Below are 19,057 nucleotides of genomic sequence, written 5' to 3'. Positions count from 1 at the left end.
GCATGGGCGATCCACGATTGGAGCCGCCCGTGCCGACACCCAGCGCCTATATCTTGTGCACAAGCCCCCGCAGTGGCAGCACACTCCTGTGCGCCCTGCTGCGCGACAGCGGCGTTGCGGGCCATCCAAAATCCTACTTCCACCAACCCGACCTGGACAAATGGCGCGCAGGCCTCGGCCTTGCGCCGGACACACCGCGCCCGGACATCTTTGCCGAAGCCATCGCGCAGGGGCGTGGCGATACGGACATCTTCGGCCTCCGCCTCCAACGCCACAGCGCGCCGTTCTTCTTTGATCAAGTGCGCGACGCACACCCGGACGCAACAACAGACAAGGCCGCAGTCGAAACCCAATTTGGCCCGACTCGCTACATTCACCTGCACCGCAAAGACAAGGTGGCACAGGCCGTATCGCTGGTGAGGGCCAGTCAAAGCGGGCTCTGGCACCGCAACGCCGATGGGTCGGAACTGGAACGCACCGCACCCCCGCAAACACCACAATACGATCACCCTGCCATCGCGCAGGAATTAGAGACTGTCACAAACTATGACACAGCGTGGGAGGATTGGTTCAAGGCGCAAGGCATCGCACCATTGCGGCTCGACTATGACACCCTCTCCGCAGATCCCTCGGGGACGCTGGAACAGATTCTCAAAGACCTGAACCTGCCACAGGGCGCGCCGGTTCAACCCGCCGTGGCCAAACTCTCCGACGACATCAGCGCAGACTGGATCACCCGCTTCAAATCTGAAACGAACGCCTGAGTGGCTTGCACAACCACGCCCAGCGCCTAAGGTCACCCCATGCCCGGTCTCGACACACTCCTCGCCTTTCTCATCGCCACCGCGATCTTCGCCTACATCCCCGGTCCCGCCATGCTCTACGCCACGGCGCAAACCCTGGCCCGTGGCGCACGCGCCGGGCTGATGGCGGCACTGGGTCTGCATGTCGGGGGCTATGTCCACGTGCTGGCAGCAGCCTTCGGACTCGCACTCTTGTTTGAACTGGTGCCGCCACTTTATGTGGCTCTGAAACTGATCGGGGCAGCCTACCTGATCTGGCTCGGTCTCCAGATGATCCGAACCCGCAACGCGCGGGTGAACGCTACACCACAAGGCGATAGCAACCCGGCCCGCGCGTTTCGTCAAAGCATGATCGTCGAAATCCTCAACCCGAAAACCGCGCTCTTCTTCATGGCGTTCCTGCCACAGTTCTCTGACCCGGCAGCCGCGCTCCCAATCTGGGCGCAAATGTTGATCCTGGGCACAGTCGTAAACGTCGTCTTTTCCAGCGCCGACCTCGTCTGCGTGGCCCTCGCTCACCGCATGTCCCGCCTGCTGGCACATACGAGCCGCGCCAGCGCAAGAGTCAAAGCGCTGGGCGGCTCCATCCTCGTCGGCCTCGGCTTGACCGTCGCCCTCGACCGCTAGGTTCAAACACAAATACAAACCCCGTACGGCGGAAGTGTCCTCCGCCCCGTCCGAGAGGCCGCCCATGACACCCACCTATGCCATTGGCGACATCCACGGCCAAAAGGCCGAACTGGACCGCGTCCTGTCCCTGATCGAAGCAGACGGGGGCAAGGATGCGCAGATCGTCTTTCTCGGGGACTATGCGGACCGGGGGCCACACAGCCGCGCGGTGCTTGATACCCTGATCGAAGGGCGGGACGCAGGCCGGAACTGGACGTTCCTAAAAGGCAATCACGACCGCATGTTCGAGTGGTTCATGGCCAATCCGATCCGGCACGACCCTCATATGATGGTCGAACTTTACTGGCTGCACGACCGGCTTGGCGGCAACACGACGCTGGCCTCCTACGGGGTGGATGCCTCGGGACAACGCCGTGAAAAGGACGTGCAAGCTGATGCAAAGGCCGCCGTGCCCCAAAACCACCTCGACTTCCTGCGAAGCCTTCAACTGACCCACATCGTCAGCGACCTGATGTTCGTGCACGCTGGCATCCGACCCGGTGTGGCACTGACCGATCAGACCGAGGAAGACTTGCTCTGGATCAGGCAGGAATTTCACAACAGCGACACCAACCACCCCAAACTGATCGTACACGGTCACACGCCCGTCGATACGGCAACGCATTACGGCAACCGGATCAACCTTGATACCGGCGCAGGATATGGCCGCCCCCTGACAGCCGCCGTGTTCGAAGAAGACACTGCTTGGCTTCTGACAGATACGGGACGTCTCCTGCTCAAACCGTAAGGCGGAGGTATCCTCCGCCCCGGCGCATCAAGATGCGCCTTACATCCAATCCTGCTGCACGACTGCGCCCTTGGTCATTCTCCGTCTGTAGGGCGGGGTTCACCCCGCCACTGCCTGCGACACAGCGCCACGGATTAACTATTCGAATCAGATATTTAGGCAGAAGGTTCACGAAACACGCAGTTTCAGCGGCAAAAATACGCAGTTTCGTCAAACCGGTCCGAAACCCATTTGTTTCACCCGTGGCAAAGACCGCAGTTTCACCGTCAAAATGCGCAGTTTCGCCAGAAACAGGGCCACATGCACACCCTGCCGTCCACGCAAATCTCGGATTAACGCAGCGCACGGTGCTCAGGTCCAATCCAGAACAACCTTACCTGAGGACCCCGATTTCATAGCCGCGAACCCGGCCTCAAACTCCGCCGCCTTGAACCGGTGCGTGATGACCCCCGACACATCCAGCCCGTTCTGCAGCATCGCGATCATCTTGTACCATGTCTCGAAAATCTCGCGTCCATAGACACCCTTGATGGTGATGGCCTTGAACACGATCCGGCTCCAATCGACGGGAGATTTTCCGGGCGGAATCCCCAGCATCGCAATGCGGCCACCCATGGTCATCGCCTCGACCATCTGGTCCAACGCGACCTGGTTCCCGGACATCTCAAGGCCAACATCGAACCCCTGCTTCATACCCAGCCCTGACACCACCTCGGCCAGATCCTGATGCCCTACATTGACCGGCACCACGTCCGCGACGTGGGTGGCAAGGCGCAACCGGTCCGGGTTCACATCGGTGATCACCACATGCCGCGCGCCAGCGTGCCGGGCCACGGCAGCGGCCATGATCCCGATCGGACCGGCACCCGTCACCAGCACATCTTCTCCAATCAAATCAAAGGACAAGGCGGTATGCACCGCATTGCCCAACGGGTCCAGAATGGCGCCGATATCGTCGTCGATCTCATCGGGCAAAGGGACTACATTGAACGCAGGCAAGCGCAGATACTCGGCAAAGGCCCCCTGCTCGTTCACCCCGATCCCCCGCGTCGCCGGGTCCAGATGGAACTTGCCCGCTCGGCTCTGGCGGGACGTCTTACCGATCAGATGCCCCTCACCCGAACACCGCTGCCCGAGGGCCAGACTATCCACATTCCGACCCATATCCACGATCTCACCCGTAAATTCATGTCCGGTGATCAAAGGCGTCGGAACAGTGGCCGAGGCCCACTCATCCCAATTCCAGATGTGAATGTCGGTGCCACAAATCCCGGTCTTCTTGACCCGGATCAACACATCATCCGGCCCGATCTCAGGCACTGGGGCCTCAACAGCCCACAACCCTTCACGCGGATGGGTTTTCTCCAATGCTTTCATCGTGTTGCGCATCAGATCACCCCAACGGCCTTGCCCGCCGCCTCGAACGCAGCAAGCCCACGATCCAGATCGTCCCGGGTCAGGGCCGCATTCATCTGCGTTCGAATGCGCGCCTGCCCGCGCGGCACGACCGGGAAGAAGAAACCCGAGACATAGACCCCCTCGTCAAACAACCGCGCCGCCATATCCTGTGCCAACTGCGCCTCGCCCAACATGACAGGAATGATCGGATGCTCACCGGGCAGCAGCTCGAACCCCAACCGCTCCAGCCCAGCCCGCCAGTAGGCGGCATTGTCGAACAACTGCGCGCGCAAATCGTCGCCCTCCTCCACCAACCGGATCGCTTCGATCCCTGCGGCCACAACTGCGGGCGGCAGGGAATTGGAAAACAGGTAGGGCCGCGCGCGCTGGCGCAACAGGTCAATCACCGGCTGCGGCCCGGCGATGTAGCCACCAATGGACCCGCCCAGCGCCTTGCCCAGCGTGCCGGTCAGAATATCCACGTCCACGCCCGCATGGGCCGGGGTGCCTTCGCCCTTCGGCCCCATGAATCCCGTGGCATGACAATCATCAACCATCACCAACGCGCCGGAATTGCGGGCCAGCGCAGAAATCTCGGGCAGTTTGGCCAAATATCCATCCATGGAAAACACACCGTCCGTGGCAATCATGATATGCCGCGCACCATCCGCCTTGGCCGCGCGCAACTGCTTTTCCAGAGAGTCCATGTCGCTGTTGGCATAGCGATAGCGTTTCGCCTTACACAGCCGGATACCATCAATGATCGACGCATGGTTCAGCGCGTCCGAAATGACCGCATCCTCTGGCCCCAAGAGCGGCTCAAACAACCCGCCATTGGCGTCAAAACACGCAGCAAACAGGATTGCATCATCCTTGCCTAGAAAGCGGGCCAGACGCTGCTCCAACTCCCGGTGCAAATCCTGCGTGCCACAGATGAACCGGACCGAGGCCATGCCGAACCCATGTGTGTCCATCGCACCCTTGGCAGCGGCAATCAGGTCAGGGTGATCAGCCAGCCCAAGGTAATTATTGGCACAAAGGTTCAACACCTCGCGCCCGCCCACATCAATCCGACCGCCCTGGGGCGAGGTGATTTCGCGCTCGCGTTTCATCATCCCGTCCGCCTCGATCTGGGCCAGGGTATCGGTCACGTGGGTGAGAAACGCTTGGGTCATGTCGGATGCTCCTTTGCAGGAAAATCTAACATACCGGAGGTGATTCCGGTAGAGCGGATTTCATAATTACGGACAAAAATCCGTGAAAGCGGATTTGCGCCTAGGCGTCCTGCACCACCAGGAATGCGCGCGCGGGCCGGTCCGCCTCGATCCGGTGCGGCACATCAGCGGCATAGCGGGCGGTGTCCCCCTGCCCCACCTTCTCAGATGCGCCGCCGCTGGTCACACGCAGCTTACCCTCGATCACGGTCAGATGCTCGCGCGCACCTCGGGCGTGGGGCTGGCTGTCCAGCACCCCACCTTCAATGAAACGCAGCTCATAAACCTCGTGCCGCCCGGCCTCTTCCGGTGGGCTGAGAATACGGATGGTGCAGCCCGTGCCCCGGTTCTCGATGCTTGGCACATCCGCCGTGCGCAGAACTTCGATCCGCTTTGCCGCGCCCTCATCCAGCAGGCCCGCAAAATCCACCTGCAAGGCGCGGGTCAGATTCCAAAGCGTCGCAATCGTGGGCGAAGACTCACCCCGTTCGATCTGGCTCACCATCGACCTGGACACGCCCGACAGTTTCGCCACGGCGTCCAAGGATAGCCCCTGCGCCCGCCGCGCATCCTTCAGGCGAGTCGGCAAAAGCGACAATATAGCGTCAGTATTTTCCGTCATGACGGAGTGATGCCAATGCCGTTGCGTCCAAGTCAAGCCCAAGGGGCTGACATGCGACCGACCCATCGTCATATCAGGACACAAAGGGAGGATCATCATGACCCAAGACATCGTACTTCTGGATGGCGCACGCACAGCCATCGGCACCTTCGGCGGATCGCTGGCAGGCACCACGCCCATCGACCTTGGCACCGTTGCTGCCAAGGCCGCGCTAGAGCGGTCGGGGGTCGAAGGTGGCCAGATCGGTCACGTCGCCTTTGGTCATGTGATCAACACCGAACCGCGTGACATGTACCTATCCCGCGTCGCTGCCATGCAGGCCGGTGTGCCCGACACAACCCCGGCCATGAACGTGAACCGTCTGTGCGGCTCCGGTGTGCAGGCCATTGTGTCGGTGATTCAGTCTCTAATGCTGGGCGATGCAGACTTTGGCCTTGCTGGCGGGGCCGAGAATATGTCGCGTTCCCCCTTCATCATCCCCAGCCAGCGCTGGGGCGCTAAGATGGGGGACGTGAAAACGCTCGACATGATGCTGGGTGCACTGAATTGCCCCTTTGGCACTGGGCATATGGGCGTGACGGCCGAGAACGTGGCGGCGGAACACGGTATCTCTCGTGACGATCAGGATGGCTTTGCCATGCAAAGCCAGGAACGTGCGGCAGCTGCTATCGCGGATGGCCGCTTTGCCAGCCAGATCACACCGGTCGAGGTGAAAGTAAAGCGCGACACCGTTGCCTTTGAAGTCGACGAACATCCCAAGGCGACCAGCATGGAGGCGCTGGCGGGGCTGCGCCCGGTGTTCCAGAAAGACGGGTCGGTCACGGCGGGGAACGCCTCGGGCATCAATGACGGCGCGGGCGCCGTGGTGCTGGCGACCGCCGAAGCCGCCGAGAAGGCAGGTCTGAAACCGAAAGCACGGGTGCTGGGCTATGCCCATGCAGGTGTGCGGCCCGAAGTCATGGGCATCGGCCCCATCCCGGCCGTGCGCAACCTGCTGGAGCGCACCGGCTTGTCCGCTGGTGACTTCGATGTCATCGAATCGAATGAGGCGTTTGCCGCACAGGCCTTGGCCGTCTCCAACGATCTCGGCTTTGATCCCGCCCGCGTGAACCCCAACGGTGGGGCGATTGCTCTGGGTCACCCAGTGGGTGCGACCGGTGCGATCATCACTGTGAAAGCTTTGTATGAGTTGGAGCGGATCAGCGGATCTAAGGCTTTGATCACAATGTGCATTGGCGGCGGCCAAGGCATCGCGTTGGCGATTGAACGGATCGCTTGAGGCATGTGCAGGACTGGGGGCCAGCCCCCAGACCCCCGTCGTGTTTTTGGTCAGAAGAAGATCAAAGCAGCGCTTCAATCAGGAGGGTCAAACTGCCCCCTGCCAAAAGGCCAATGACAACCGCCAGTATAATCCAGCGCCAGAAACCATTGCGCTTTTCAGGGGCGGGATTTGATTGTGCGATCAGCGCTTGCTCGACAAGGCGCGGCAAACGCGGGCCAAATCGGGACAGGACGCGCGCGGTGTTATACAAGTCTTTGACCACCGCGCGCGGGCCGATGGATTTCTGAATGTAGTCCGTCACCACGGGCGACGCGACCTGCCAGATATTCATGTTCGGATTCAGGGATCGTGCAACCCCTTCGACCACCACCATGGTGCGCTGCAACAGGATAAGCTCGGTCCGGGTCTCCATGCCGAAGCGCTCTGTGACCTCGAAAAGGTAGGCCAGTAACCTGCCCATCGAGATTTTGGACGCGTCCATGCCAAAGATCGGCTCGCCCACTGCACGCAAGGCGCGGGCGAATTCATCGACGTCCTTGTCGGCAGGCACATAACCGGCTTCGAAGTGTACCTCTGCCACGCGCTTGTAGTCCTTGCGGATGAAGCCAAAGAGGATCTGGGCATAGACCCGGCGGGTGTATTCATCGATGTGCCCCATGATCCCGAAATCGTAGGCGATGATGTCCCCATTGGGCGCGACCTTAAGGTTGCCCTGGTGCATGTCGGCGTGGAAATAGCCGTCGCGCAGGGCATGCAGCAGAAACAGCTTCAGGACCCGTTCGCTCAGATCGACGCGGTTATGTCCCGCGGCATCGATGGCTTCATTGTCACCCATGGGGACACCATCCGCCCATTCGAGCGTCATCACCCGACGGCCTGAATACTCCCATCGGATCTTGGGTAGCGCGAACCCCTCATCCTTTTCGGTGTTGGCGGCAAATTCACCGGCGGCAGAAGATTCGAGACGCAGGTCCAGCTCTCCCTGCACAACGCCGTCGAAATGCGCGATCACGTCCATAGGCTTGAGGCGGCGCGCGGCGGGAGCAAACAGCTCGACGATCTTGGCCGCAAAATAGAAGGCGTCGATATCCTTCTGGAACGCCTTTTCGATGCCTGGGCGCAGGACCTTGACCGCGACGAACCTGTCCTCGTCCGCCAACTTTGCCTTGTGCACCTGCGCGATGGAGGCCGCGGCAACCGGTTCGCTGAATTCAGAGAACAGCGTGTCGGTCGACACACCCAGTTCCCGCTCGACCTCTGCCTTGGCATCGGCAGCGGCGAAGGGGGGCAGCTTGTCTTGCAGAACACGCAGTTGAACAGCCAGTTCGTCACCCACCACGTCGGGCCGGGTCGACAGGATCTGGCCGAATTTGATGTAGGCCGGGCCCAGCGCCGTCAGAGCGCGAATGGCTGGCGGCATCGACGGGTCGCCCTTGTAGCCCAGCCAGCGGAAGGGCTTGGCCATAGCCTTGGCAACAAAGCGCAGCGCAGGCGGTGCTTCGAAGGCATCAAGCACGACGTTCATGGCCCCAGCCCGCTCCAGGGTCGCGCCTGTTCGGATCAGGCGGATGATATTGTGTGGCCCCCTCATGGGTTTGTCCCCGCGGGGACACTTGCGCTTAACGCATTTTTAACCACAAGATGTTGAAAAATCATCAGATTTTCCACCCGGAGTGCAGGCAGGCGACGCCCATCGTCAGATTGCGGTACTTGGCGTTCTCGAAACCGGCATCCCTTATCATGGACAGGAAGGTGTCCTGATCCGGGAACTTGCGGATGGACTCTACGAGGTACTGGTAGCTGTCGCGGTCATTCGCGATCATCTGGCCCATGCGGGGGATCACGTTGAAGCTGTAAAGGTCATAGAGCTTCTGCATGCCTTCATTCGGCAGCTGGCTGAATTCCAGCACCATAAGGCGGCCACCGGGTTTCAAGACGCGATAGGCTTCGGTCAATGCATCTTGGGGGCGGGTCACGTTCCGGATGCCGAAGCTGATGGTGTAGACGTCAAACGTGTTGTCCTCGAACGGCAGGGCCATCGCGTCGCCCACCACCCAATCAAGACTGTCGGCCATCTTGTCCGCCTCGGCCCGCTTGCGGCCCTCGACCAGCATGGGTTCGGTCAGGTCCAGCACAGTGGCGTGACCGTAACCGGCACGTTTGAGAAACTTGAACGAGATATCGCCGGTGCCGCCCGCCACATCGAGCAGCTTTTGGCCTGGGCGCGGGGCCAACCAATCCATCATCGCCTCTTTCCAGATGCGGTGGATACCGACGCTCATCACGTCGTTCATAATGTCGTATTTGCTGGCGACCGAGTTGAAGACCCCCTGAACACGCCCGGCCTTTTCCCCCTCGGGAACGGTTTCAAACCCGAAATGCGTGGTTTTATCATCGGTCATGGGAAGAGGCGTCTTTCTGTTTTGTCAGGCCTTGTTATAGGCCGCTCGCAGGCATACACAACGTAGCCCAATTGCCGCAGGGAGCAGCAAACATGCCCGAACTGCCCGAAGTTGAAACTGTCCGCCGGGGATTGGCCCCGACGATGGAGGGCGCTGTGATTGCGCGGGCCGATGTGAACCGACCTGATCTGAGGTGGCCGTTTCCGGCCGGGATGGCCGAGCGGTTGAGTGGGCAGCAGGTGCTAGGGTTGCGGCGGCGGTCGAAGTATATTTTGGCTGATCTGGCTTCTGGCGAGACGTTGTTGATCCATCTCGGTATGTCAGGGCGGATGCTGGTGTCGGGCGATCCGCTGGGGCAATTCGTGCATGATCACCCTGCGCCTGAAAAACATGACCATGTGGTTCTGCATATGGACAACGGCGCTCGCATCACCTTCAACGATCCGCGGCGGTTCGGGGCGATGGATTTGCTGGATACAGCCACGGCCGATCAGCACAAGCTGCTGGCCGTGCTGGGGCCGGAGCCGCTGGGCAACGCGTTTAACGAAGATCATCTTGTGGATGCGTTCGAGGGCAAGAACACGCCTGTGAAGTCGGCGCTGCTGGATCAGAGAATCGTCGCGGGATTAGGCAATATCTATGTTTGCGAAGCATTGTACCGGGCTGGTATCTCGCCGACGCGAAAGGCGGGGCGGATTTCCAAGCAACGTGTCGCGGCCCTTGTCCCGATCATTCGGGACGTGCTGGCCGAAGCGATTGAGGCCGGTGGTTCATCCCTGCGCGATTTCCGCCAAGCCGATGGAGAGCTTGGGTATTTTCAACATCGGTTTGATGTTTACGGGCGTGAGGGGGAACCTTGCCGCACCCCGGGGTGTTCCCACGAGGTGACGCGCATTGTGCAGTCAGGGCGGTCGTCTTTCTACTGCAGGTCGTGCCAATCTTAGCTTGAAACGGCCCCCGCCCGTGATAAGCGTTACCACTTGAAACACAACAAACCAAAGGCAGACCCATGGCCTATGAGACGATCATCGTCGAAGTAGAAGACCACATCGCGAAGGTCACCCTGAACCGTCCCGATGCGCTGAATGCCCTGAATGATCAACTGCTGTCGGAACTGGCGGACGCGATGGGTGGGTGTCAGACCAATGACAAGGTGCGCTGCATCGTCATCACCGGGTCGGAAAAGGCGTTCGCCGCCGGGGCCGACATCGCAATGATGAAGGACAAATCGTACACTGAGGTGTTCACCGAGGATCTGTTTGGCCCGGAAACAGATGCGATTGTGCGCGTCCGCAAGCCGGTCATCGCTGCCGTCAGCGGCTATGCCCTGGGCGGCGGGTGCGAGCTGGCGATGATGTGCGATTTCATCATTGCGTCCGACACCGCCAAGTTCGGTCAGCCCGAGATCAACCTGGGTGTGATGGCTGGCATCGGCGGCACGCAGCGCCTGACCCGTGCCGCGGGCAAGGCCAAGGCGATGGACATGAACCTGACAGGCCGCTTCATGGATGCGGAAGAGGCCGAGCGGTCCGGGCTGGTCAGCCGCGTGGTGCCAGCCAAAAAGCTGATGGATGAAGCGATGAGCGCGGCCGAGAAGATCGCCGAGAAGTCGATGATTTCCGTCATGGCCGTGAAGGAAGCCGTGAACCGGTCATTCGAGACACCGCTGCGCGAAGGGCTGCTGTTCGAACGCCGCGTGTTCCATTCCCTCTTTGCTACCGAAGACCAGAAGGAAGGCATGACTGCGTTCCTGGAAAAACGCGAAGCGCAATTCCGCGACCGGTAAATGCTGTGCAGGATGCGGTTTCAGCACCCTGCACAGGCTGTCGTTTTGTAGTGCACGTTATTTCTGGTTGGCGCCCCTGATCAGGCGAATCGATGCACGGACTTTGCGCCAGTCTTGCGCCTCGTTCATTTTCCCGGCTTCGATTGCAATCCGTTCGCGTTGCGCAACCTCGGCTTCGGCCTTGTCACCATGGGCGCGATACAGGGCATGCGCATACTGAGAAGTGGCCAAGGGTTGTGTCATGTCGTCCTCCGTCAGATTCTCGCTATGGTGGACCATAGCACATCGCGACGGCGTTTTCTTGATTCAAAGCAAGTGTACTGGACAGGCCGTTGACTCTGGTTTGCAAACGGCCTATCTGCGCGGCTTCTGAAACTACCGCACCAATAGATTGGGACGAGATAACATGGCAAATTCGCCTCAGGCCAAGAAGCGGGCCCGTCAAAACGAAAAACGCTTCCAAGTGAACAAGGCGCGCCGGTCGCGCATTCGCACGTATCTGCGCCAGGTCGAAGAGGCGATTGCCTCGGGTGACAAAGACGCTGCATCTGCAGCCCTGAAAGTCGCACAGCCTGAACTGATGCGTGGTGTCACCAAGGGTGTTTATCACAAGAACACCGCATCGCGCAAAATGTCGCGCCTATCAGCGCGGGTAAAAGCACTGGGATAATTCCCCCAATGCACGAAGACACGAAGCGTCGCAATTTTGCGGCGCTTTTTTTGTTTTTCCTATGAAAACAAGGGACGCAGAGATTCTTTTTTCAGAATCGCTGAGTCAAGTTTTAAGTTCTGTGGACGGCGCGCTCACGAACTTGCTACCAACCTAGGGCGAGTCGTGAGACCGCCTTGGGGGGACAGGCCAGAGACCATTGTGCACGGTACGTACACGGTATCTGGGTAGGGGATGACACAAGTTGTCTGATCCGATTTTGAGCATGGTGTCTGCCATTGCCCGACCTGTCAGAAATATTTGGTGTGCGGACGGCACGTGCGGAAAACCCGGCTAACACGGGAGCGGCATGTGCCACATCTGTAAATATCCGAATGGATCAAAGCTACGCCGTTGGCAGTGGCCGTGTTTTGATCATCCTGAGACTTGGTGCGGGCTGACCCGGCGAGCCGAAGATCGCCGGAGTATGAAATGGCAGAAGGGATGGTTGGTAGCGTATGACACAAGAAAAATGGGGACAGCTGAGACAACGGCTGCTCAAGACGGTAGGCCAAAACAATTACAAAACATGGATCGAGCCGCTGCAGTTTCGAGGGCTGCAAGACGGTATTGCAACGTTCGATGTTCCCACGAACTTCATGGGGAACTACGTGAGCCAGAATTTCTCTGATCTTATCCTGCACGAGTTGAAGTCCGAGGATGATAGTATTCGCCGCCTGAGCTTTGCAGTCGCCGCCAATTCCCAAAGCCGCCCATCAGCCGTGGATGCACCGATGACCGAACCCGCTATGACCACCGCTGGGAAATCGACCCGCGCGGCCCTGTCCGCTGCACCGCTGGACAAACGCTTTACCTTTGACAGCTTCGTCGTCGGCAAGCCCAACGAATTGGCCCATGCCGCAGCCAAGCGCGTTGCCGAAGGTGGCCCTGTTACCTTCAACCCGCTGTTTCTGTACGGCGGCGTCGGTTTGGGTAAAACGCACCTCATGCACGCCATCGCGTGGGAGCTTCAAACCCGCCGTCCGGACCTGAATGTCCTGTACCTGTCCGCCGAACAATTCATGTACCGTTTCGTGCAAGCATTGCGCGATCGCAAGATGATGGACTTCAAGGAAATGTTCCGCTCTGTCGACGTGCTGATGGTGGACGATGTCCAATTCATCGCGGGCAAGGACAGTACGCAGGAAGAATTCTTTCACACCTTCAATGCACTGGTAGACCAGAACAAGCAGATCATCATCAGCGCTGACCGCGCCCCGGGTGAGATCAAGGACCTGGAAGAGCGCGTGAAGTCCCGCCTGCAATGCGGGCTGGTCGTTGACCTGCACCCGACCGACTACGAACTGCGTCTTGGCATCCTGCAGTCGAAGGTCGAACAGCAGATGGCCACCTATCCGGACCTCAAGGTCGAGGATGGTGTGCTGGAGTTCCTCGCTCACCGCATCTCGACCAACGTGCGCGTTCTCGAAGGTGCACTGACGCGTTTGTTTGCCTTTGCATCCCTTGTCGGGCGCAAGATCGATATGGACCTGACGCAGGATTGTCTGGCCGATGTACTGCGCGCATCCGAGCGCAAGATCACTGTCGAGGAGATCCAGCGCAAAGTGTCCGAGCACTACAACATTCGCCTGTCCGACATGATTGGCCCCAAACGCCTGCGCGCCTATGCCCGCCCACGTCAGGTGGCGATGTATCTGGCCAAGCACATGACATCCCGCAGCCTGCCCGAGATTGGCCGCCGTTTCGGCGGACGCGACCACACCACTGTCATGCATGGTGTGCGCCGTATCGAAGAGCTGAAGCAGTCGGATGGTCAGATTGCCGAGGATTTGGAGCTGCTGCGCCGGTCGCTCGAAGCGTAAAGCTGCCGCATTTGAATCACAGGGCGTCCTTTTGGGGGCGCCCTTTTTCGTTTTCGCGAGCGCCGTGCCTTGACGCCGCCGCGCAGGCACCCGACAAGCAATAAAGTGCTTGTGAAGTGCAGCGGTTGGGCTAGTCTGCCCGTCCCGGTGCCAAGGTGGGGAGACGGACCATGAAGATCAGTGTCGAACGCGGTGTGCTGCTGAAAGCGGTGAGCCAGGCCCAATCCGTGGTTGAGCGTCGCAACACCATTCCGATCCTTGCCAACGTGCTGATCGAAGCCGAAGGGTCTGATGTGACGTTCCGCGCGACCGATCTGGATATCGAGGTGGTCGACAAGGCCCCCGCCCAAGTGGAACGCGCCGGGGCCACGACCGTGGCGGCGACGACCCTGCACGAGATCGTGCGTAAATTGCCCGATGGGGCGCTTGTCACCTTGTCTGCTGATACCGCCGCTGGCCGCTTGACGGTCGAAGCCGGACGCTCGAACTTTTCCCTCGCGACCCTGCCCAAGGAAGATTTTCCGGTCATGGCGTCGTCTGAATACGCCTCGAACTTCTCGGTCGACGCGCCAAAGCTGCGCCGCTTGTTCGACAAATCGAAATTTGCAATCTCGACCGAAGAGACGCGGTACTACCTAAACGGGGTCTACATGCACATCGCGGATGGCGATGACGGCAAAGCCCTGCGCTGCGTGGCCACCGACGGCCACCGTCTAGCCCGCATTGACAGCGAATTGCCTGATGGGGCGGCTGACATGCCCGGCGTGATCGTCCCGCGCAAGACCGTGGGCGAGCTGCGCAAGCTGCTGGACGATGATGACATGAAAATCGCCGTGTCGGTGTCGGAAACCAAAGTACGCTTTGCCACGCCCGACATCACGCTGACATCGAAGGTGATCGACGGCACCTTCCCCGACTACACGCGCGTCATTCCCGTGGGCAACACCCGCAAGATGGAAGTGGATGCCTCGGATTTTGCCAAGGCTGTGGACCGTGTGGCAACCGTGTCATCCGAACGCTCGCGTGCGGTGAAGCTGCAACTGGATGAGGACCGGCTGGTTCTGTCCGTGAATGCGCCTGACAGCGGGGCCGCCGAGGAAGAGTTGGCCGTGGCCTATGGGGACGAGCGGCTCGAGATCGGGTTCAACGCGAAGTACTTGCTTGAGATTGCATCCCAGGTAGATCGCGAGAATGCGGTGTTCATGTTCAACTCCTCGGGCGATCCGACCCTGATGCGCGAAGGCACGGACCAGTCGGCGGTTTACGTCGTCATGCCGATGCGTGTCTAAGATCTTTCGGCGAAAAATCTTGCCTCCGGCGGTGGTATTTTCAGTCAGAAGAAACGAGGGACAGTCATGACGCTGTCCCTTTCTGCTTTGACCCTGTCGCATTTCCGCTCGCACAAGCTGGCGCGGCTGGAGTTGGATGCACGTCCTGTGGCGATTTTTGGGCCAAATGGGGCGGGCAAGACCAATATTCTTGAGGCTGTATCCCTGTTTTCACCGGGTCGGGGCCTGCGTCGATCTTCGGCAGAGGATATGACCCGGCGGCCCGAGGCCCTTGGCTGGAAGCTGTCCGGTGTTCTGCATTCCTTGCAGCAGGTGCATGAGGTCGAGACGTGGTCCGAAGGTGGGGCCGCACGGCAGGTGAAGATTGATGGCAAAGCGGCACCTCAGACCGCTTTGGGCCGGATTGCGCGCGTGCTGTGGCTGATCCCCTCCATGGATCGCCTTTGGATCGAAGGGGCTGAGGGGCGACGGCGCTTTCTGGATCGGATGACCCTGTCTTTCATGCCAGATCATGCGCAGGTGTCGTTGGAGTATGAAAAAGCCATGCGCGAGCGGAATCGCCTGCTCAAGGACATGGTGCGTGATCCGCATTGGTATGCGGCGCTGGAACAGCGCATGGCTGAAACGAGCACCGCCATTCATGCCAACCGATTGCGCGCGCTGGATGCGCTGGCAGACGCACAACGCGGTGCACAGACAGCATTTCCTGCGGCGGATTTGACCTTGCAACCGGGTGAATTGGGGATGCCTGAAACCGTCGAAGATATGCGCACCGCTTTGGCGGATGGACGCAACCGTGATCTGGCTGCTGGGCGTACGTTGCTTGGGACACATCGTGCGGACCTATACGGCGTCTATGCCACCAAGGATGTGCCCGCCAAGGACTGTTCGACCGGCGAACAGAAGGCATTGCTGGTGTCCCTGATCCTGGCCAATGCGCGTGCGTTGGCACAGGGCTTTGGCGCGCCACCGCTGTTGCTGCTGGACGAGGTCGCCGCGCATCTGGACGCGAACCGGCGGGCCGCACTTTATGACGAGATTTGTGCGCTGGGTGCGCAGGCGTGGATGACAGGGACGGAAACGGAACTCTTCGACAGCTTGGGTGAGCGGGCGCAATATGTCGAAGTGACCGAAGCGGATGGTGTCAGCACGGTGAGCAGGCCATGACGCTGACCGGGTGGGACCTTGCCTTGTATGCAGGTGCGCTGGCCGTGTTGTTCCTGACGCCCGGGCCCGTCTGGGTTGGACTGATCGCGCGGAGCTTGTCAGGCGGCTTTCAAGCGGCGTGGCCTCTGGCTTTGGGCGTCGTGGTCGGCGATGTGCTGTGGTCGCTTCTGGCCATCTTCGGGATCACCTGGATCCTGTCGATCTATGGCGGCTTTCTGGGTGTCTTGAAGTGGGTTGCCGCGGGGATTTTTCTGCTGATGGGCGCGCTCGTGATACGCTCAGCGGACAAGAGCATCGGAACTGACAATCGCCTCACACGCCCCGGCATGTGGGCCGGGTTTCTGGCCGGGCTGGCGGTGATCCTGGGCAATCCGAAGGCTGTTCTGTTCTACATGGGCATGCTGCCGGGGTTCTTTGATCTGACGCGGCTGACAGCGTGGGACGTGGTGATCATCGTGGTCCTGTCAATGATCGTGCCGTTGCTTGGGAACCTCGCCATGGCGCTGTTCATCGACCGCGCCCGACGGTTGGTATCCTCGCCCAATGCGCTACGCCGGATGAACCTGATTGCAGGTGCTTTGCTGATCTGCGTGGGCCTGATCATCCCCCTGACCTGACACGCAAAATCTTGTGTCACTTGCGTGACATCCCCCCTGAAAAACCGTATATTTAGCGCAACCACTCAAGGGGCCCATAAATGGCAGATAACGAGCAAACCCCCGAAGACTACGGCGCGGATTCTATCAAAGTTCTCAAAGGCTTGGAAGCGGTACGGAAGCGTCCGGGCATGTATATCGGTGACACCGATGACGGCAGCGGTCTGCACCACATGGTGTACGAGGTTGTCGACAACGGCATTGACGAGGCTTTGGCAGGTCATGCGGACGCCGTAACGGTCACGATTCACGCGGATTCTTCGGTGTCTGTCAGCGACAACGGGCGTGGGATTCCGGTGGGGATTCACGAAGAAGAAGGCGTGTCTGCGGCCGAAGTCATCATGACCCAACTACACGCGGGCGGGAAGTTTGACAGCAACTCCTACAAGGTGTCGGGCGGCCTTCACGGCGTTGGTGTGTCAGTGGTGAACGCACTGTCGGTCGAGCTTGACCTGTGCATCTGGCGCGATGGCAAGGAACACGTGGCGCGCTTTGCCCATGGCGACACCGTTGAGCATCTCAAGGTTGTGGGCGACGCGGGCGGGCGCACAGGTACCGAAGTGCGGTTCCTTGCATCGACCGACACGTTCTCGAACCTCGACTATTCCTTCGATACGCTTGAAAAGCGCTTGCGCGAACTGGCATTTCTGAACTCAGGCGTGCGCATCATTCTGATCGATGAACGGCCCATCGAACATCTGCGGTCCGAGCTGTTCTACGAGGGCGGCGTCCGGGAATTCGTCAAATACCTCGACCGGCACAAGTCCTCAGTCATGCCCGAACCAATTTTCATTAACGGTGAAAAGGACGACATCGGCGTCGAAGTCGCGATGTGGTGGAACGACAGCTACCACGAGAACGTCCTGCCGTTCACCAACAACATCCCGCAACGCGATGGCGGCACGCATATGGCTGGCTTTCGCGGCGCGCTGACGCGGACGATCAACAACTATGCGCAGTCCAGCGGCATCGCCAAGAAAGAGAAGGTGAACTTTACCGGCGATGACGCCCGCGAGGGGCTGACCTGCGTGCTGTCCGTCAAAGTGCCCGACCCCAAATTCTCGTCCCAGACGAAGGACAAGCTGGTGTCGTCCGAAGTGCGCCCGGCGGTCGAAGGACTGGTAAACGAAAAACTGGCCGAATGGTTCGAAGAGAACCCGAACGAAGCGCGGATCATCGTTGGCAAGATCATCGAAGCGGCCCTCGCCCGTGAAGCGGCCCGCAAAGCGCGCGAATTGACCCGCCGCAAGAACCCGATGGACATGAACTTCCTGAGCTCGAAGCTGAAGGATTGTTCCGACAAGAACCCGGCCAACACCGAGGTTTTCCTGGTCGAGGGTGACAGTGCCGGCGGATCGGCCCAGACGGGTCGGGACCGCAAGACGCAAGCCATTCTGCCGCTAAAAGGGAAAATCCTGAATGTTGAGCGCGCCCGTTTCGACCGGATGCTGAGTTCGCAGGAAATCGGCAACATGGTCATGGCGCTGGGCACCGGCATTGGCCGGGACGAATTCGACATCTCCAAACTGCGCTACCACAAGATCGTCATCATGACGGATGCTGACGTGGACGGTGCACATATCCGGACGCTGCTGCTCACGTTCTTTTACCGTCAGATGCCAGAGCTGATCGAAGGCGGATATCTCTACATCGCGCAACCGCCGCTCTACAAAGTCGCGCGTGGCAAGTCCGAAGTGTACCTCAAGGATGAGGCTGAGATGCAGGATTATCTGGTCCAGCAGGGCATCGACGGGGCCATGTTGCGCCAAGGCAATGGCGAGGAAATCGTAGGTCAGGACCTTGTCCGCGTGGTCGAAGAAGCGCGGCAATTGAAACGCGTTCTGCAAGCCTTCCCGACCCATTACCCACGCCACATTCTGGAACAGGCCGCCATCGCAGGCGCGTTTGTACCCGGTGCTGTAGACGCCGACCTGCAAGGTGTGGCTGACAAGGTGGCAAAACGGCTGGATCTGATCGCGCTTGAATGGGAACGCGGCTGGCAAGGTCGGATCACGCAGGACAAGGGCGTGCGTCTGGCGCGTATCCTGCGCGGTGTGGAAGAGGTCCGCACACTTGACGGCCCGATGCTGCGGTCAGGTGAGGCGCGCAAGACCGGGTCGTTCACCGAAGGGCTGCAAGATGTCTATGGCACCCCAGCCACCCTGATCCGCAAGGACCGCGTCCAGTCGATCATGGGACCGATGGACCTGCTGAATGCCATCCTTGAAGAAGGCGAACGCGGACTGTCCCTGCAACGCTACAAAGGTCTGGGCGAGATGAACCCCGATCAGTTGTGGGAAACCACGCTGGACCCCGACGCGCGCACATTGTTGCAGGTGAAGGTCGACGATATGGCCGAGGCCGACGATCTGTTCACCAAGCTGATGGGCGATGTGGTGGAACCGCGCCGCGAGTTCATCCAGAAGAACGCACTGAGCGTCGAGAATCTGGATTTCTAGACACCCGCCCGGCGGTGGCGCTGCCCTCCG

General features: G+C 59.9%; 18 protein-coding genes. 12 read left to right on the top strand and 6 right to left on the bottom strand.

The window, feature by feature from the left end:
* The first annotated feature begins 2 nt into the window (after positions 1-2).
* The 3 genes from Q1A51_RS16730 (at position 3) to Q1A51_RS16720 (ending at position 2,220) form a co-directional block, all read left to right on the top strand.
* On the top strand, positions 3-764 hold the full coding sequence (locus Q1A51_RS16730; protein ID WP_299600893.1) for a Stf0 family sulfotransferase: 762 nt from the start codon (positions 3-5) through the stop codon (positions 762-764).
* Between the two features lie 39 nt (positions 765-803).
* Complete coding sequence (locus Q1A51_RS16725) at positions 804-1,430, top strand: LysE family translocator (RefSeq protein WP_299203477.1); 627 nt, start codon at positions 804-806, stop codon at positions 1,428-1,430.
* 64 nt (positions 1,431-1,494) lie between these two features.
* Positions 1,495-2,220: a metallophosphoesterase family protein gene (locus Q1A51_RS16720; RefSeq protein ID WP_299600891.1), complete on the top strand. Its 726-nt coding sequence runs from the start codon at positions 1,495-1,497 to the stop codon at positions 2,218-2,220.
* A 351-nt stretch (positions 2,221-2,571) separates the two neighbouring features.
* Here the strand turns inward: Q1A51_RS16720 and tdh are convergent, their stop codons facing one another.
* The 3 genes from tdh to Q1A51_RS16705 form a co-directional block, all read right to left on the bottom strand.
* On the bottom strand, positions 2,572-3,609 hold the full coding sequence (tdh, locus tag Q1A51_RS16715; RefSeq protein WP_299600889.1) for an L-threonine 3-dehydrogenase: 1,038 nt from the start codon (positions 3,607-3,609) through the stop codon (positions 2,572-2,574).
* Complete coding sequence (locus tag Q1A51_RS16710) at positions 3,609-4,793, bottom strand: glycine C-acetyltransferase (RefSeq protein ID WP_299600887.1); 1,185 nt, start codon at positions 4,791-4,793, stop codon at positions 3,609-3,611. The genes tdh and Q1A51_RS16710 overlap by 1 nt, the downstream gene beginning before the upstream one ends.
* A gap of 100 nt (positions 4,794-4,893) precedes the next feature.
* Positions 4,894-5,454, bottom strand: a complete 561-nt coding sequence (locus tag Q1A51_RS16705; RefSeq protein WP_299600885.1) for an XRE family transcriptional regulator — start codon at positions 5,452-5,454, stop codon at positions 4,894-4,896.
* A 97-nt stretch (positions 5,455-5,551) separates the two neighbouring features.
* Here Q1A51_RS16705 and Q1A51_RS16700 point away from each other — a divergent pair, with 97 nt between their 5' ends.
* A complete protein-coding gene (locus tag Q1A51_RS16700) occupies positions 5,552-6,733 on the top strand; it encodes an acetyl-CoA C-acyltransferase family protein (RefSeq protein ID WP_299600883.1) in 1,182 nt (393 codons plus the stop codon).
* A 61-nt stretch (positions 6,734-6,794) separates the two neighbouring features.
* Here the strand turns inward: Q1A51_RS16700 and ubiB are convergent, their stop codons facing one another.
* Both ubiB and ubiE read right to left on the bottom strand, forming a co-directional pair.
* Positions 6,795-8,327: a 2-polyprenylphenol 6-hydroxylase gene (gene ubiB / locus Q1A51_RS16695; RefSeq protein WP_299600880.1), complete on the bottom strand. Its 1,533-nt coding sequence runs from the start codon at positions 8,325-8,327 to the stop codon at positions 6,795-6,797.
* 64 nt (positions 8,328-8,391) lie between these two features.
* Positions 8,392-9,138 (bottom strand): bifunctional demethylmenaquinone methyltransferase/2-methoxy-6-polyprenyl-1,4-benzoquinol methylase UbiE, encoded by a 747-nt coding sequence (gene ubiE / locus Q1A51_RS16690; RefSeq protein WP_299600877.1) that lies wholly within the window; start codon positions 9,136-9,138, stop codon positions 8,392-8,394.
* A gap of 92 nt (positions 9,139-9,230) precedes the next feature.
* Between ubiE and mutM the strand changes: the two genes are divergently transcribed.
* Together mutM and Q1A51_RS16680 are read left to right on the top strand one after the other, a co-directional pair.
* Complete coding sequence (mutM, locus tag Q1A51_RS16685) at positions 9,231-10,082, top strand: bifunctional DNA-formamidopyrimidine glycosylase/DNA-(apurinic or apyrimidinic site) lyase (RefSeq protein ID WP_299600874.1); 852 nt, start codon at positions 9,231-9,233, stop codon at positions 10,080-10,082.
* Between the two features lie 65 nt (positions 10,083-10,147).
* Positions 10,148-10,924 carry an enoyl-CoA hydratase gene (locus Q1A51_RS16680; protein WP_299600872.1) on the top strand — a complete coding sequence of 259 codons (777 nt, stop codon included), beginning with the start codon at positions 10,148-10,150 and terminating at the stop codon, positions 10,922-10,924.
* Positions 10,925-10,981: 57 nt separating this feature from the next.
* On the opposite strand, the gene Q1A51_RS16675 is transcribed toward Q1A51_RS16680, so the two are convergent.
* Positions 10,982-11,167: a hypothetical protein gene (locus Q1A51_RS16675; RefSeq protein WP_189367178.1), complete on the bottom strand. Its 186-nt coding sequence runs from the start codon at positions 11,165-11,167 to the stop codon at positions 10,982-10,984.
* Positions 11,168-11,330: 163 nt separating this feature from the next.
* Between Q1A51_RS16675 and rpsT the strand changes: the two genes are divergently transcribed.
* The 6 genes from rpsT to gyrB all read left to right on the top strand — a co-directional run bounded on the left by rpsT (position 11,331) and on the right by gyrB (position 19,027).
* Complete coding sequence (gene rpsT, locus Q1A51_RS16670; protein WP_299203452.1) at positions 11,331-11,594, top strand: 30S ribosomal protein S20; 264 nt, start codon at positions 11,331-11,333, stop codon at positions 11,592-11,594.
* 497 nt (positions 11,595-12,091) lie between these two features.
* Complete coding sequence (gene dnaA, locus Q1A51_RS16665; protein WP_299600870.1) at positions 12,092-13,456, top strand: chromosomal replication initiator protein DnaA; 1,365 nt, start codon at positions 12,092-12,094, stop codon at positions 13,454-13,456.
* A gap of 170 nt (positions 13,457-13,626) precedes the next feature.
* Positions 13,627-14,745 (top strand): DNA polymerase III subunit beta, encoded by a 1,119-nt coding sequence (gene dnaN, locus Q1A51_RS16660; protein ID WP_299203446.1) that lies wholly within the window; start codon positions 13,627-13,629, stop codon positions 14,743-14,745.
* 66 nt (positions 14,746-14,811) lie between these two features.
* A complete protein-coding gene (gene recF / locus Q1A51_RS16655; RefSeq protein WP_299600868.1) occupies positions 14,812-15,912 on the top strand; it encodes a DNA replication/repair protein RecF in 1,101 nt (366 codons plus the stop codon).
* On the top strand, positions 15,909-16,529 hold the full coding sequence (locus Q1A51_RS16650) for a LysE family translocator (RefSeq protein WP_299600866.1): 621 nt from the start codon (positions 15,909-15,911) through the stop codon (positions 16,527-16,529). The genes recF and Q1A51_RS16650 overlap by 4 nt, the downstream gene beginning before the upstream one ends.
* 80 nt (positions 16,530-16,609) lie before the next feature.
* Entirely contained in the window at positions 16,610-19,027 is a 2,418-nt protein-coding gene (gene gyrB, locus Q1A51_RS16645) for a DNA topoisomerase (ATP-hydrolyzing) subunit B (protein ID WP_299600864.1), read from the top strand.
* Positions 19,028-19,057 lie beyond the last annotated feature (30 nt).

Origin of the sequence: uncultured Tateyamaria sp., assembly GCF_947496075.1 — a bacterium.
GTDB lineage: Bacteria > Pseudomonadota > Alphaproteobacteria > Rhodobacterales > Rhodobacteraceae > Tateyamaria.
This window is presented reverse-complemented; position numbering and strand designations above follow the sequence as displayed.

Coding starts and splice junctions, on each gene's coding strand:
- Q1A51_RS16705 (WP_299600885.1), bottom strand. CDS start 5,454: ATGACGGAAAATACTGACGCTATATTGTCGCTTTTGCCGACTCGCCTG.
- Q1A51_RS16725 (WP_299203477.1), top strand. CDS start 804: ATGCCCGGTCTCGACACACTCCTCGCCTTTCTCATCGCCACCGCGATC.
- ubiB (WP_299600880.1), bottom strand. CDS start 8,327: ATGAGGGGGCCACACAATATCATCCGCCTGATCCGAACAGGCGCGACC.
- Q1A51_RS16700 (WP_299600883.1), top strand. CDS start 5,552: ATGACCCAAGACATCGTACTTCTGGATGGCGCACGCACAGCCATCGGC.
- ubiE (WP_299600877.1), bottom strand. CDS start 9,138: ATGACCGATGATAAAACCACGCATTTCGGGTTTGAAACCGTTCCCGAG.
- Q1A51_RS16680 (WP_299600872.1), top strand. CDS start 10,148: ATGGCCTATGAGACGATCATCGTCGAAGTAGAAGACCACATCGCGAAG.
- Q1A51_RS16720 (WP_299600891.1), top strand. CDS start 1,495: ATGACACCCACCTATGCCATTGGCGACATCCACGGCCAAAAGGCCGAA.
- Q1A51_RS16710 (WP_299600887.1), bottom strand. CDS start 4,793: ATGACCCAAGCGTTTCTCACCCACGTGACCGATACCCTGGCCCAGATC.
- rpsT (WP_299203452.1), top strand. CDS start 11,331: ATGGCAAATTCGCCTCAGGCCAAGAAGCGGGCCCGTCAAAACGAAAAA.
- gyrB (WP_299600864.1), top strand. CDS start 16,610: ATGGCAGATAACGAGCAAACCCCCGAAGACTACGGCGCGGATTCTATC.
- Q1A51_RS16730 (WP_299600893.1), top strand. CDS start 3: ATGGGCGATCCACGATTGGAGCCGCCCGTGCCGACACCCAGCGCCTAT.
- Q1A51_RS16675 (WP_189367178.1), bottom strand. CDS start 11,167: ATGACACAACCCTTGGCCACTTCTCAGTATGCGCATGCCCTGTATCGC.
- dnaN (WP_299203446.1), top strand. CDS start 13,627: ATGAAGATCAGTGTCGAACGCGGTGTGCTGCTGAAAGCGGTGAGCCAG.
- Q1A51_RS16650 (WP_299600866.1), top strand. CDS start 15,909: ATGACGCTGACCGGGTGGGACCTTGCCTTGTATGCAGGTGCGCTGGCC.
- tdh (WP_299600889.1), bottom strand. CDS start 3,609: ATGCGCAACACGATGAAAGCATTGGAGAAAACCCATCCGCGTGAAGGG.
- recF (WP_299600868.1), top strand. CDS start 14,812: ATGACGCTGTCCCTTTCTGCTTTGACCCTGTCGCATTTCCGCTCGCAC.
- dnaA (WP_299600870.1), top strand. CDS start 12,092: ATGACACAAGAAAAATGGGGACAGCTGAGACAACGGCTGCTCAAGACG.
- mutM (WP_299600874.1), top strand. CDS start 9,231: ATGCCCGAACTGCCCGAAGTTGAAACTGTCCGCCGGGGATTGGCCCCG.